Origin of the sequence: Agarivorans sp., assembly GCF_050295395.1 — a bacterium.
Classification (GTDB): Bacteria; Pseudomonadota; Gammaproteobacteria; order Enterobacterales; family Celerinatantimonadaceae; genus Agarivorans.
Map to the genome: position 1 here is coordinate 21,490 of NZ_JBNKPP010000283.1, position 14,001 is coordinate 35,490.

General features: G+C 43.7%; 10 protein-coding genes. 7 read left to right on the forward strand and 3 right to left on the reverse strand.

Annotated elements, in window-relative coordinates:
• Positions 1 to 25: 25 nt before the first annotated feature.
• Positions 26 to 853: a hypothetical protein gene (locus ACQY6Q_RS16840; protein ID WP_427983248.1), complete on the reverse strand. Its 828-nt coding sequence runs from the start codon at positions 851 to 853 to the stop codon at positions 26 to 28.
• A gap of 179 nt (positions 854 to 1,032) precedes the next feature.
• Between ACQY6Q_RS16840 and ACQY6Q_RS16845 the strand changes: the two genes are divergently transcribed.
• Both ACQY6Q_RS16845 and ACQY6Q_RS16850 read left to right on the forward strand, forming a co-directional pair.
• Positions 1,033 to 2,727 (forward strand): mechanosensitive ion channel family protein, encoded by a 1,695-nt coding sequence (locus tag ACQY6Q_RS16845; protein WP_427983250.1) that lies wholly within the window; start codon positions 1,033 to 1,035, stop codon positions 2,725 to 2,727.
• Between the two features lie 133 nt (positions 2,728 to 2,860).
• Complete coding sequence (locus ACQY6Q_RS16850; protein ID WP_427983252.1) at positions 2,861 to 3,541, forward strand: DUF2786 domain-containing protein; 681 nt, start codon at positions 2,861 to 2,863, stop codon at positions 3,539 to 3,541.
• A 32-nt stretch (positions 3,542 to 3,573) separates the two neighbouring features.
• Here the strand turns inward: ACQY6Q_RS16850 and pyk are convergent, their stop codons facing one another.
• Positions 3,574 to 5,010, reverse strand: a complete 1,437-nt coding sequence (gene pyk, locus ACQY6Q_RS16855) for a pyruvate kinase (RefSeq protein WP_427983255.1) — start codon at positions 5,008 to 5,010, stop codon at positions 3,574 to 3,576.
• A 146-nt stretch (positions 5,011 to 5,156) separates the two neighbouring features.
• Here pyk and nadE point away from each other — a divergent pair, with 146 nt between their 5' ends.
• Both nadE and ACQY6Q_RS16865 read left to right on the forward strand, forming a co-directional pair.
• Positions 5,157 to 5,987: an ammonia-dependent NAD(+) synthetase gene (gene nadE, locus ACQY6Q_RS16860; RefSeq protein ID WP_427983257.1), complete on the forward strand. Its 831-nt coding sequence runs from the start codon at positions 5,157 to 5,159 to the stop codon at positions 5,985 to 5,987.
• A gap of 118 nt (positions 5,988 to 6,105) precedes the next feature.
• Positions 6,106 to 6,726, forward strand: a complete 621-nt coding sequence (locus tag ACQY6Q_RS16865; protein WP_427983258.1) for a trimeric intracellular cation channel family protein — start codon at positions 6,106 to 6,108, stop codon at positions 6,724 to 6,726.
• A gap of 1,898 nt (positions 6,727 to 8,624) precedes the next feature.
• On the opposite strand, the gene ACQY6Q_RS16870 is transcribed toward ACQY6Q_RS16865, so the two are convergent.
• Complete coding sequence (locus tag ACQY6Q_RS16870) at positions 8,625 to 9,983, reverse strand: MATE family efflux transporter (RefSeq protein WP_427983260.1); 1,359 nt, start codon at positions 9,981 to 9,983, stop codon at positions 8,625 to 8,627.
• A 169-nt stretch (positions 9,984 to 10,152) separates the two neighbouring features.
• Between ACQY6Q_RS16870 and ACQY6Q_RS16875 the strand changes: the two genes are divergently transcribed.
• The 3 genes from ACQY6Q_RS16875 (at position 10,153) to glgX (ending at position 13,732) form a co-directional block, all read left to right on the forward strand.
• A complete protein-coding gene (locus ACQY6Q_RS16875) occupies positions 10,153 to 11,274 on the forward strand; it encodes a 1-acyl-sn-glycerol-3-phosphate acyltransferase (protein WP_427983261.1) in 1,122 nt (373 codons plus the stop codon).
• A gap of 78 nt (positions 11,275 to 11,352) precedes the next feature.
• Entirely contained in the window at positions 11,353 to 11,535 is a 183-nt protein-coding gene (locus ACQY6Q_RS16880; RefSeq protein ID WP_427983263.1) for a hypothetical protein, read from the forward strand.
• 118 nt (positions 11,536 to 11,653) lie between these two features.
• Positions 11,654 to 13,732 (forward strand): glycogen debranching protein GlgX, encoded by a 2,079-nt coding sequence (glgX, locus tag ACQY6Q_RS16885; RefSeq protein WP_427983264.1) that lies wholly within the window; start codon positions 11,654 to 11,656, stop codon positions 13,730 to 13,732.
• Positions 13,733 to 14,001 lie beyond the last annotated feature (269 nt).

A 14,001-nucleotide genomic window follows, 5' to 3' on the forward strand; every position in this document is an offset into this window, starting at 1 on the left:
AAGTAAGCTTCGTGGCCTTAAAACGCTAAAATGTATAGGCGAGGTTTAACATGGGGCCGCGATAGTGATATTTAAGCGTGGTCTGTTTCCAATTAGCTTCCACTAGGTAGTAGTTGTAACCCAATTCTACATTCCAGTTGTTATTGATACTGTAATTTACAAAAGCATTCACATCCGCTAAATAACCATCGTTGCCCTCGATAGATAGGTAGAACAATTGGCTTGCTGCGCTGATTCCCCAGTGCTGGTTGAAGTTATGTTTTAGCCATATCCCTATATCGGGTAAGGGCGCGGTAGTGGATTCACTGACCAATTCACCATCAAGAGCTAATCCTTCACAGCTGATGTTGCCGTTATCTTCAAAGCAAGCTGAAATTTCGCCACTAAAGCCAGTTTCAATAAACATAATATGTAAACCAATAGACGCGCCTAGCTCTGTATTTGCTGTTTGATAAAACGAATAAGCATAGCCAGTGCGCAGAATATCGATATTTAATCGAGAGTTGACTCTAGCGCCAGCGGTAATACCTTTGTCTGGATTATTCGGCAAAGTATAGGAGTAATTGGAGATAATGCTGGCTTCACGATGCAAACTGCGCCAGTCGGCATAAACATAATGTCGGTCTTTAAACTTGTAGCCTATCTCAAAAAAAGGCAGGTATTGATTTTCTTCGAGTTTCAGCGTGTCTTCGAAATCTAAGGTGAAATCCCTATTATTAAGTCCCTTGGTTTTGATTGAAGAGTCGGTATGAGACCAAAACCCGCCTAACCTTATCTGCCCCTCTCCCGCTTGGCAAAATGAGCTACTTAAGCTGAGGATTAGCGTAAGGCTAAGCCAGTACTTACCTTTCATAAACTGTCCTTAGTTATTGATTCTATTTTACCCACTTCAGTGAATCGCTGTTGAGATCTCTTCGTTAGTAAAATATGTCGTTAAATTAACGTATTTAGGCAGTGAAAATCTAGAGTTGTATCTAGTAAACTGTTATTTGTTAAAGTAACAAATTACTCACAAAATTGGCGGAGGAAGGGATGTTAAAGGGACTAAAAATAGCTATAAACACACTGTTGCTGGCGTTTATGTTATCGCTATCATCCTTGGCCTCAGCGACAACAGTTGAAGCGAATACTAGCAATCAGGGCCAATTACTCTTAGATAAATATCAGCGTCAGCAAGCACGCATTGAGAAAATTCAGGCCAGTTTAGATGAGCTTCCCAGTGTAGAGCAGCAGGCTATTTCCCACCGCTTATTAGAGCGCCATCTGCATGCTTTTGAAACCATTGACCAGTTAGCTCACTACCTCATCGCGCAACAAGCCAAAGGCATTGAAGACCCATCAATGCTGAATCAGATTGAGCAAATTATAAATAAAAATACTCAGGCTTTGGTTCAAGCTTTAGACAAAAGGCAGCAACAGTTTAATAAGGCCTATGCCGAACAAGAGCAAGACAGTATTCAAGCCTTTCAGCTGTATGTAGAGCACTTAACTAATCTAGATTTAATTTATTCGGCCATGGTGCAACAGGTTATTAATCAACAAGCCCTTGGTTTTGCGGTTGAACAGGATAAGCAGCAATTGCTTGACCGTCTGTATGCTCGTGCAGAAGTCTTCTCTGGAATGGTGGGTTTAGTTGGCAACAAGCGCGAAGAATTGGCTCGCCTAATTAAAATTAGTCCAAGCGACCAAAGTTTGAAGGATCAATTAGCCACCATTACCGAACAGTTAGGAGTGGCTGGCGAGAGTTTTAAGCTGACCGTAACTTTACTTGAGAAACTTGGTTTTGATGCGGCATTTTATCAACAAACATTGCTCAAGTTAGGTGGGCAAATTACCACCGACGTGCTAGACGTGGATGTGTTAGGGGGCATTATTCAGCGTTGGGCATCCCGTATGACTGAGTATTTCATTAACAATGGTGGAGAGTGGATATTTAAATTGGTGCTATTGGTGGGTATTTACTACGTGTTCCGTTCGCTGTCGCGTTTGGTTCGTAAGGTAATGACCAAGAGTTTAGATTCTTCTAAGTTAAATCTCTCTTCGTTAATGAAGGAAATGATTATTTCCTCGGTTGCACGCGTGGTTATCATCGTGGGTCTACTGGTTGCCCTCGCTCAGCTGGGGATCTCACTGGCACCTATCCTTGCTGGTTTGGGTGTGGCTGGTTTCATCATCGGTTTTGCTCTACAAGATACCTTGGGTAACTTCGCCGCAGGTATGATGATCTTGGTTTATCGCCCCTATGATGTGGGAGACATAGTTGAAGTAGCTGGTGGGGTGTTTGGTAAGGTTAAAAGTATGAACCTTGTTTCAACCACCATTCTTACCTTCGATAACCAAACGTTGGTGATCCCTAATAGTAAAATTTGGGGCGATGTGATTAAAAACGTGACCGCGCAAAGAATTCGTCGGGTGGATTTAGTGTTCGGGGTGAGCTATTCCGACGATATTGAAAAAACCGAGGCGGTGTTACAAGAGTTATTAGATAAGCATCCCAAAGTATTATCTAAACCTGAGTCCATCGTGAAGTTACATGTACTAAATGAATCATCAGTGGATTTCATCGTGCGGCCTTGGGTTAAAACCGATGATTACTGGGATGTTTACTGGGATATTACCCGAGAAGTGAAAATGCGCTTCGATAAAGACGGTATTTCGATTCCTTTCCCACAGCGCGATGTGCACTTTTATCCTGTTACGCCGGAAGCCTCACAAATGGCTAAGTAGTTGGTGCTTTGCTACTTGGAAGCGGCGGCTTATTGGTCGTCGCTTGCTCGTTTGCTGACTTGAGTAATAGCTGGAAAATTTGCCTAAAATAAGTAAAATAGCGCTTCATTTTTGAGCAGAGCTTGGTGTAGTAGTGAGTCGTCAACGTGCCTTAGAAAAAATAGCTAAGTGTTTAGAATTGGGTAACTCCTCAAATGTACATGAGGCCGCCCAAGCTATTCGCATGGCTCATCGTTTGATGCTAAAGCATGGTTTGGAGCAAGCAGATATTGAGCTTATCCAAATGGGTAAAACCTCTAGTCAAACGCTATTACCAGCCAATGTTAATGAAAATATCTTACGTATTATTCGTGGTATTAACGGTCGTTTTGGTGTGGAAGCGGTACTGGTTAATCACAAAGGCTTAAAGCGGGTTGAGTTTGTTGGTTTAGCCGAGCGCGCGGTGTTTGCCGCCTTTGCTTTTGACATTATTTACCGTGAAATGAACCAGCAAGTGGGCTCTTTTAGAAATAGCTTTGCCGGTTCAGGCACCGATAACGTTACCGTCGCTCGTCGAGTATCTTCCTTTACCGCTGGTTGGTTAGAAGGCGCTTTAGAAAAATTGCCAGATTTAACCACTAATGGGCGAAACGAGCACATGGATGACTATTTAGATGAAATGTTTGAAAAGCTCGATAGAGAAACCTTTAAGGCTAAAATTAAGGCTTCGATGGGACAACTAACTCCGGACTTTCAAACCGGCATGAAAAAAGGTCGAAAGTTGTCGGTAAACCGCCCAGTAGAAGGCGCTCGCGCCCCCCACCTGTTGCGTTAATTCAGGCAAGCTGTTGCTTGCCTGAAGCAGTATTAGTTTACCTTTAAGATTTTGCTGGTATTGGTGTGACCGGTCTGATCAAACACATCGCCATGAGTCAGAATCACCAAATCCCCTTTACTCAAATAACCCTGTTGTTTTAATAGGTCGATGGCGCTTTGCGACACTTGAATGATGTTGTCGCCACCTTCTTCAAAATGGATCGGATAGACACCACGATATAGGGCGCAGCGACTCAGGGTACTGGCATGACGAGATAAGGAGAAAATCGGCAAGCCACTACTTAAACGCGACATCAATAAAGGAGTACTGCCTGATTCTGTTAAGGCTATTATCGCCTTCATTCCGCGCATGTGGTTGGCGGCAAACATGGTGCTCATGGCGACCGTTTCCGAAATACTTTCAAAGGTTTCATCAATTCGGTATTTCGAGACATTAATACTACGTTGCTTCTCGGCACCTAAACAGACGCTGGCCATGGCTTTTACGGTTTCTACCGGATATTGGCCAGCGGCGGTCTCACCCGATAGCATCACCGCATCGGTGCCATCTAATACTGCGTTGGCCACATCCATCACTTCGGCGCGAGTTGGCATGGGTGCGCTAATCATCGATTCCATCATTTGGGTGGCGGTAATTACCGCACGGTTATGTTTGCGGGTGAGCCTAATCAGGGTTTTTTGTACGCCCACCAGCTCAGCGTCGCCAATTTCCACCCCTAAATCTCCGCGAGCCACCATTACGGCATCGGAGGCTTCAATTATGTCTATCATTGCAGCTTCGCTGGAAACCGTTTCGGCACGTTCTACTTTGGCAACCAGTTTGGTAGCGAGGCCAGCCTGTTGAGTAAGGCGGCGAGCGTAGTGCATGTCTTCGCCGCTATTAGGGAAAGAGACCGCTAAATAATCGACTTTAATTTCTGCTGCTGTGAGAATGTCGGCTTTATCTTTGTCGGTTAAGGCCGCAGCGGATAAGCCGCCACCCAATTTATTAATGCCCTTATTATTGGATAAAATCCCGCCTACACTCACCTCGGTGATGACTTTACTTCCCTGCACTTCGGTCACTATTAATTGAATGCGGCCATCATCAAGCAACAGGGTATCGCCTGGCGCTACATCGTTGGGCAGGTGTTTGTAGTCCAAACCTACTTGTTGTTGATCGCCCATTCCTTTGGCTAGGTCGCCGTCTAGAATGAAACGTTCACCAATTTTGAGTTCGACTTTGCCATCTTTAAAGGTGGAAACACGAATTTTAGGGCCTTGTAAATCGCCGAGTATGGCTACGTGTAACCGATGTTTGGCTGCTAGTTGCCGAACTTTTTCGGCACGGGCGATATGGTCGGCGGCGCTGCCGTGAGAGAAGTTGAGTCGCACCATATTGGCCCCACTCAAAATGAGTTGCTCTAATATATCGTCTTTGTCGGTGGCGGGGCCTAAGGTGGTGACAATTTTGGTACGTCTTAACATGTTGCTGGTCCTTTACTCTTGGTGAGTTGTTGGTGATTTCCGCTGTTGCAGATTTAAGTATATGTAAATCGGCTTGTCCCTTGGTTTTTTTTTGTCTCTCAAGTACATTGCGTTGTAGGGAATATTATTTGTGTTGGGGGGACAGAATGAAACAGGCAATCTTGGCCGAAATGAAGGTTTTGCCAGAAATTGATCCAGAATTTGAAGTAACACGTCGAATAGCGTTTATTAAGACACGCTTACAACAAGCAGGATTGAAAACATTAATCTTAGGCATTAGTGGTGGAGTTGACTCGACTACGACTGGCCGTTTGGCCCAGTTAGCGGTAGAGCAGCTGAATAGTGAAACCAATAGTAATGACTATCGCTTTATTGCCATGCGTTTACCCTTTGGTGAGCAAAAAGACGAAGAAGATGCGCAGCTGGCCTTAGGTTTTATTAAACCCTCACATATTGTAACGACCAATATTAAAGATGGTACCGAAGGCTTACATAGTAGTGCCTGCCAAAGCCTACAAGATGCGGGTTTAAATCTACCCGAGCAGGCTGCGGTGGATTTTGCCAAAGGTAATGTTAAAGCTCGAATGCGAATGATTGCTCAATATGAAATTGCCGGTTTAACCGGGGGCCTAGTGATAGGTACCGACCACTCTGCAGAAAACCTCACTGGTTTTTATACTAAACATGGTGACGGTGCTTGTGATTTAGTGCCTATTTTTGGTTTGAATAAACGTCAGGTTCGTCAAGTAGCGGCTTATTTAGGTGCACCAGAGAAGCTAATTGGTAAGGCTCCCACCGCCGATTTGGAAGAAGATCGTCCACAGCTGCCAGATGAAGTGGCCTTGGGTGTGAGTTACGATCAAATTGATGATTTCTTGGAAGGTAAACCAGTGGCTGCCGAGGTTGAGCAAAAACTGATTGGTATTTATCAGCGTACTCAGCATAAGCGCCAAGCCATTCCTACCATTTACGATTAATCATCCTGATTTTTCACTAAGCCGAAGCTTTAGGCTTCGGCTTTTTTTTGATTTATTCCTCTATCATATTGCTGGTTGATGGTGTCTAATTGCCGCCTATTTTTTTGAGGAGTGCACTTTGGCTAACACCATTATTTATAGTCTGGATTTGTTTGGTACCGCCGTATTTGCCATTTCTGGTGTGCTGGTGGCCAGCCGACGTAGAATGGACTTATTTGGTGCCTTAGTTCTGGCCTGTGTAACCGCTATTGGTGGCGGCACTATTCGCGATATGGCCTTAGGTGCCAGCCCAGTATTTTGGGTCGAAAACAGCCTTTATATCTGGCTTATTGTCACTACCAGTTTGCTTTCGATTTTATTACTGAATAATTTCCCTAGCCCGCCACGCTGGCTACTGCCGGTGGCTGATGCCATAGGTATGGCGGTATTCATGGCTATTGGTGCTGAAAAAGCCTTAGCTTTTGGCGCACCAATGATCGTGGCGGTGGTCATGGGAGTAGTTACCGCTTGTGGCGGAGGGATGATCCGCGACGTATTAGCTAATCAAGTGCCCTTGGTATTACAACGAGAAGTCTATGCGACAGCCTGTATTGCCGGTGGTCTGGTGTGGGTGGCGGCGCTGTATTTAATACCATCTGCTAGTTTTGCCAGTAGCGCCTGTATTATTACTGCCTTGCTGATTCGTTTGGTGGCAATTCGTTATCACCTATCGTTGCCCAAGTTGTCTAAAAATCGCTGATCGCTACAAATGTCGCGATGCTTTGTGAGATATCTCTTACAAGCTTGTGAGTAAAAAGCACCATCCAGTGCAGTTGTTTTTATAATATTTTCTTATATTTCATTTATTTATGTTTTTTTTCTGTTTTTTCTCTAAAAATAATGAAACTTTTTTGTTTTCACAGCTTTTTATCAAATTTAGTTTCCGTATAGTTGTTTGTGCACGGAGGCACTGACGTTTATCAGGATGACAAACGTAGCAGGAGCTGAAAGGATAACTACAGGATGTAGTAAAGGACACCTCCCAGGAAGGAGACGTGCAACTGGTATGGAAGACCGGTTATGCCATAGAAGGCTAAAGGACAGCTCAAAGGATTTGAGAAAAGGATAACTACAGGACGTAGTAACACAGTCAAAAAGGATTGCAGGGAGCAACTACCCGTTCACGGAATTGAGCGATATGACTACTAGGGGCGACACGTAAGTGTCGCCCCGACCTTTTTCTAAGCCTAGCAACATTAGCTAGGCTTTTATTTGGCTTAAACCCGCACATTCCATGTTGTATCCAGCCTTTCTACGATATTTTGTATAGAATTTATTGAATAGGCTAGACGCTTATCTTCCTTCTTCGCCCAGCGTTTTGTAAGAGATCGACCATTCTATTGAGCAGATAAACCTGTTTTAATTCTCGTTGAATAAATATTTAAACAAATAAAATCAAAGGGTTACTGCTTTTTAAGATTTTTCATTTGATGTTACCTAATTTTATTTTGTTTCTATCTACTAGGATCCTTGGTGTTTAAGCGTAAAGTATTTCTCATCAGGACGAAGCGAGATTCAGGAAGAATTGCTAGCTAGGATGCTAGGGTAATTAGGACGCAAAGCTCAGGATGAGCAGGCTTATCAGGGTAGATAAGTTGAGGATGTTGGCACAGGAGTGCTAAAGCGATTACCGAGCGGCTTCAGGAAGAAGTAAAGGGATACCTCCAGGATGGAGAGAGCAAGTGTTTAGGAAGAACACTTATGCCACAGAAGGCTAAAGGACAGCTCAAAGGAATTGGGAAGAGGACACACTAAGGAATAGTGTATAGAGTCAAAAGGATTGCAGGGAGCAACTAACGTTCACGGATATGAGCGATATGACTATTCGAAGGGTGACACTTAGGTGTCACCCTTTTCTTTTTTAAGCACAAACACTTAATGCTCAGTGAACATTGGTTATGATGGCCAGTGGCCTAGGTGCGCTAGCCGAAGCTGGAAATTATTAGGCATTTATTGTGTTAAGTAAGCTTTTTTACCACCCTCTTGATTTTTTATATAAGTAAGTTTTGTTTTTATAACTTTTTATCTTGCTGCTTGGCTTTTTTGTATTTCTTGATTTGCCAGTGTTCTTGTGAGAGATCGCCCTTATTTGTTAGCGATTATTTCAGTAACAGCTTTTATTAATTTAAATATAACCATTAAATATCAAACGTTTATTTGTTTTTGTTGGTTGTTTTTAGAGAATGGCTAATTATTGATTGTTGAGTCCCTCTGGGAAGTTTTGCTAGTCGCGTTATAGTTAATTACATAAGGACGAGCCAATGCTCAGGATGAGTTAGGCAAGATGCCGGGGTATAGGACGCACTGTTTAGGACGAACAAGCTTATCAAGGTTGATGAGCTTAGGAACTCAGCGCAAGCAGCGCTAAGCAATTACCTAACAGCTTCAGGAAGAAGTAAAGGGATACCTCCAGGATGGAGAGAGCAAGTGTTTAGGAAGAACACTTATGCCATAGAAGGCTAAAGGATAGCCCAAAGGAAATGGGAAGAGGAAACGCTAAGGACGGTGTGCACAGTCATAAGGATTGCAAGGAGCAACTAAAGTTTAAGGACTGAGCTTGATGACGTACAAAAGGGCGACACTTAGGTGTCGCCCTTTTTACTGTTGATGACGCCACCATAACTGCTGCCTCATTAGGTAGGCCAGCAAAACTAAGCTCGCTAATCCGGCTAAGGTATGCGCAATAATAATGGCGAGGAAGATTACCTTACTGCTTCCGGATAATGCCCCTAAGAAAATGGCGGGCAGCATAAAACCAAATAGACGCACTAGATTAATTACCATGGCATGCATAGGCTTGGCCAAGGCATTTAGCGTCTGTGCTAATAGTAAAGGCACAGCCATCATTCCATAACAAAACGGCACCAATTGCAGGTAATACTGACTAAGTTCTGCGACTTCGGCATCGTGGTTTAAGCTGTGGCTGATCAGTGGTGCTAATAAATACATGACCAGAGCTAATATCAGTTGCCAAATAACGGCTAGACGGATCCCATGATGCACCACTTGTTGGGCGCGTTGTGCTTGGCCTGCGCCTACATTTTGCCCCACCAACATGGGGATCACCGAGTTAATCGCCATCACCCCTATAAATAACAAAGCTTCAACGCGGGTGGCAAAACCATAGGCGGCCACCGTAGCTGTGCCTGCTTTAGCCAAAATAACAAAGGTGAGCGCTGTAGCAATAGGCGTGAGCAGTTGCGAGAACACCGCTGGAATAGCAATGCTCAGCAGTTTTTGCCAAGAGCGTAATAATTGCACTAAGGAGCAGCACTCTAGGCGTAATAAGCCAAGCTTAAACTTAAGCATATACAAGGCTATCAAGAAGGTTAATAACCAAGCGATGGCGGTGGCTAATGCCGCGCCTTGTACACCCATGGCAGGAAAAGGGCCTAAGCCAAAAATAAGTAGCGGATCGAGAATGCCGTTGACCATGCCAGCCACCAGCATAACTATGCTGGGAGTTTTAGTGTCTCCACTGGCTCTAATTGCACTATTGCCGACCATGGGAATCACCAACAAGGGAACCGACAGATACCAGATTTGCATGTATTGTTCGATATATGGCATGACCGGTAGCTCTGCACCCAAGTAACTAAATAGAGGGAAAATACTGAAATAGCCTAGGCTGGCGATGCCGATAATCAACAACAAGCTGAATAATAAACTGTGGCTGGTTAAGCGCGCGGCTTGTTGCTGTTGCTGAGCCCCCAATAAGCGTCCAACGTGTGAAGAAAGGCCAACCCCCAAACCCATGGCAATACTGGTAATCGCAAAAGTAATAGGGAAAGTAAACGAGACACCAGCCAGTGCATCAGTGCCTAACATGGCAACAAAAAAAGTGTCTACCAAATTAAAAAAGATGATCGAAAAAATGCCGACTAAGCTTGGACTTGCTTTACGGATGATCAGTGGCGTGATGGGGGCATCAAGTAATTGGCGGCGTTGTTGTTCCATGCATCTTGGCGTGAGCAAACGGAATTTCAGTATACGTGGATGCAGGCCTTTGCGAAAGAACCAAGCGGCCTAGCTAAACTTCACAATGTTTGTTCAAAAACTAACCATTATGATTGTCTTTAACTTAATAAAACGGTAAATTGCGGCTTCCTTAATAGCGAGAGAAGTTATGTCTCAGTTCGACAGTATTCGCCCTTATCAAGACTCTGAAGTAAAACCTACCTTACAACGTTTAATCAATGACTCTGAATTTATCACTACCTTAATCCGTTTTCGTTATCCACGGGTGTCAGGCTTGGCTTTGTCGCTGTTATCCATGCTACTGCGTAGTGTGCTTCGTTTTAAGGTGAGAAAGGTTAATAGCGTGTACGATTTTCAACTAATAGTTGAACGCTACATGGCGCATATGATTAAAACCACCACTTCACAATTAAGCTCTAGTGGTTTAGACGCGCTCGATCTATCGACACCGCATTTATTTATTTCTAATCACCGCGATATTGCTTTAGACCCGGCGTTTGTGAACTACTTGCTGCATATTAATGGTCAAGACACGGTGCAAATCGCCATTGGTGATAACCTATTAACTAAGCCGTGGGTATCGGATTTAATGCGTCTTAACCGTAGCTTCATTGTTAAGCGCTCGGCTAGCGCTAAACGAGAAAAGCTGGCTAATTCAAAAGAGCTGTCGGCTTATATTCAGCATACTCTTAAGCAAACTGGCGATCATATTTGGATTGCTCAGCGAGAGGGGCGCGCTAAGGATGGCTTAGACCAAACTAATGCCGCACTGATTTCGATGTTGGCTTTAAATAGAAGTAAAGAACAGAGCTTTGCTGATTACATTAACCAGCTCAACATCGTGCCTGTGTCTATTTCTTATGAGTTTGACCCCTGTGATGTGGCTAAGGCCAATGAATTGGTGGCGCAAAATCAGCATGGAGAGTACCTAAAGCAAGAGCACGAAGACATTTACAGTATTTCTCGTGGCATTGTTGGTCAAAAAGGGCGAGTCCACGTACATTTTGCGAAGCCCTTAAATGCCTCATTTGAGAATGCCAAAGAAGTCGCTGAAGCCTTAGATAAAGCCATTATTGGTAACTATCAATTAATGCCAACCAATTGGATAGCCTTGGGCAATGAGCTTCCAGAAGACCTAACGGATAAAGATATTGCTCAAGCCAAGCGCTATTTTGAGGCGAAAACTGGCGATATTAGTGCAGAGGTCCGATCTCAATTGCTTGCCATGTATGCCAATCCGATTAAAGCAAGAAAACAACTGGCTGAATAATAAAGAAAAATTAGTTTTTTGTCGGGTTGGCACTGTAGCTGCATACCCCTTAATAGGTATTAATATTAGGGGTATGATATGTTCCGTTCAAAGACTAGCCAAACCATTGCCAACGTATTATCTGACCAAGATAAACTGCAACAATTATTATCATTGATGCTACCTGATGAGGTGACAGAGCTAGACCAATTAGGGGCACAACATTGTCGACGTAAACGCCAAGTTAGCGGACGTTCCCATTCAATTTCGGTTAAATTTTAAATCTTAAAGCATAAATAAATATACTGTGCCAAGCTTTATTACTGATAGACTGTAGCGAAAAGAGCCAAGTAATAGGCTCATATCTCAACATTCAGCATTTATAAAGACAGCACAGTATATGACCATTAAAACTCAAGCGGGTAGCGCCTTTCCACTTGGCGCAACCTATCAAGGTTCGGGCGTCAACTTTAGTATTTTCTCAAAAAACGCTACAGCAGTTACGCTGCTCTTATTTAAAGAAGTTAACTCGCGTAAACCTTTCGCACAAATTCCATTTCATTCTCAGTTCAATCGTACCGATCATTATTGGCATATCTTTGTCGAAGACTTAGAAGTAGGTACTTTGTACGGTTTTCAGGTAGATGGCCCGTGGCAACCTGAACGTGGCTTACGTTTCGATCCCAGCAAGGTATTGTTAGACCCTTATGCCAAGATGACGCATTTTCCCGATAATTATCTACGTCAAGTGGCGGCTCGACACGGTCATGTCAATATCGATCAATGTGTTAAAGGCGCGGTAGTGGATTTGCGTGGTTTTGATTGGCAAGGCACTCGCCCTATCAAGCGTTCTCTGCAAGATACCGTGATTTATGAAATGCATGTGGCCGGTTTCACTAAACATCCTTCATCGGGAGTGCCAGAACATAAACGCGGCACTTACGCGGGGGTGATAGAAAAAATTCCTTACTTGAAAGAACTTGGTGTTACCGCCATTGAGTTAATGCCGGTGCAGCAATTTGATATTCAAGATGCTCCTCTGGGTAAGCAAAATTACTGGGGTTATAGTCCGGTAAACTTCTTCTCTCCGCATACTGCCTATAGCTCCGATAAAAGCGTGTGTGGTGCCTATAACGAGTTTAGGGTGATGGTGCGTGAGCTACATAAAGCGGGCATAGAAGTGATTCTGGATGTGGTATTTAATCATACCGCTGAAGGTGGACACGATGGCCCAACTTTAAGCATGAAGGGTCTGCAAAACGATGCCTACTACACTCTAGAAAACGAAAAACGTTGGTATAGCAATTACTCGGGCTGTGGCAATACCTGTAATGCCAATCATTCGGTAATGCGTAAGATGATCCGCGATTCATTGCGCTTTTGGGCTAATGAAATGCATGTTGACGGCTTCCGCTTTGATCTTGCATCGGTATTGGCGCGAGACTCGCAAGGCAATGTTATGAAAGATCCACCATTGCTTTGGTCCATCGATTCCGATCCTGCTTTGGCGGGTACTAAAATCATAGCCGAGGCTTGGGATGCCGCTGGTCTTTACCAGGTTGGCGATTTTGTGGGTGACCGCTGGAATGAATGGAATGGTAAATTCCGTGATGATGTACGCTCTTTCTTCCGCGGTGACAATGGCGTTACTGGCAGATTTGGTTCACGCCTATTGGGCAGCCCCGATCTGTATTACAAAGATAACCATTCGCCACAGCGCTCTATTAACTTAGTTACCGCCCACGATGGTTTTACCCTGAATGATTTAGTCAGCTATAACGACAAACACAATCTAGATAACGGTGAAAATAACCGTGACGGGGATAACCACAACATCAGTTATAACCACGGTGTTGAAGGGCCAACCTTAAACCCTAAAGTGAATGAATTGCGTGAGCAGCAAATGAAGAATTTCTTTGCTACTTTGCTGTTATCTTTAGGTACGCCAATGATTACCATGGGTGACGAGGTGAAACGCACTCAACAGGGTAATAACAACGCCTATTGCCAAGACAACGAAATATCTTGGTTTGACTGGAATTTGGTGGATAAAAACCAAGACTTGCTGCGTTTTGTTAGAGAACTGATTAAGTTACGTCGTTTTGACGATGTATTGGAAGAAAAAATTCACCTCAGTCTGTCCGATGTAATTCATGACGCCAATATTGAGTGGCATGGGGTGAAACCAGGACAAGCAGATTGGTCTGAAGACAGTCATTCGATAGCTTTAACCCTACTCGACCCTTATTCTAAGGATAGAATGTACATGGTGTTTAACGCTTATTGGGAAGACTTGGAATTTGAAGTGCCAGTAATTGAAGGTCACTGGTTTAAGCTGGTCGATACAGCGGCGAAACCACCTGCCGATATTTTTGACTTTAAAACCGCTCCTCCACTAGACACTGCAACGGTAACCGTCGCGGCTCGCTCGGTGATGTTATTTGTTGCTAATCCATTGTTGGAAAGCCGTTGTAACTAATTAAGCAGGTTTATCGCTGGTTAAACTTGAGCAAGATTGCGCTAATGATGATTGGGTAGTGTGTGAGAAGCTAAATACGCTACCCAGCATTAATACCAGCAATAATATTCGTGCTCCAATTGATATAAAAGCCATTATTATCCCCTTCTCGCCCTTCTTTTTAGTAGATTTGATTATTACTATGTTTGTTGATTATTTTTAGTATCCACATTAATTACCCTAGTTCTAATAGGAAAAGGATATTTATTTGATAAAAGTGACTTATGTTG

Coding starts and splice junctions, on each gene's coding strand:
- nadE (WP_427983257.1), top strand. CDS start 5,157: ATGAAACAGGCAATCTTGGCCGAAATGAAGGTTTTGCCAGAAATTGAT.
- ACQY6Q_RS16870 (WP_427983260.1), bottom strand. CDS start 9,983: ATGGAACAACAACGCCGCCAATTACTTGATGCCCCCATCACGCCACTG.
- ACQY6Q_RS16880 (WP_427983263.1), top strand. CDS start 11,353: ATGTTCCGTTCAAAGACTAGCCAAACCATTGCCAACGTATTATCTGAC.
- pyk (WP_427983255.1), bottom strand. CDS start 5,010: ATGTTAAGACGTACCAAAATTGTCACCACCTTAGGCCCCGCCACCGAC.
- ACQY6Q_RS16875 (WP_427983261.1), top strand. CDS start 10,153: ATGTCTCAGTTCGACAGTATTCGCCCTTATCAAGACTCTGAAGTAAAA.
- ACQY6Q_RS16845 (WP_427983250.1), top strand. CDS start 1,033: ATGTTAAAGGGACTAAAAATAGCTATAAACACACTGTTGCTGGCGTTT.
- ACQY6Q_RS16840 (WP_427983248.1), bottom strand. CDS start 853: ATGAAAGGTAAGTACTGGCTTAGCCTTACGCTAATCCTCAGCTTAAGT.
- glgX (WP_427983264.1), top strand. CDS start 11,654: ATGACCATTAAAACTCAAGCGGGTAGCGCCTTTCCACTTGGCGCAACC.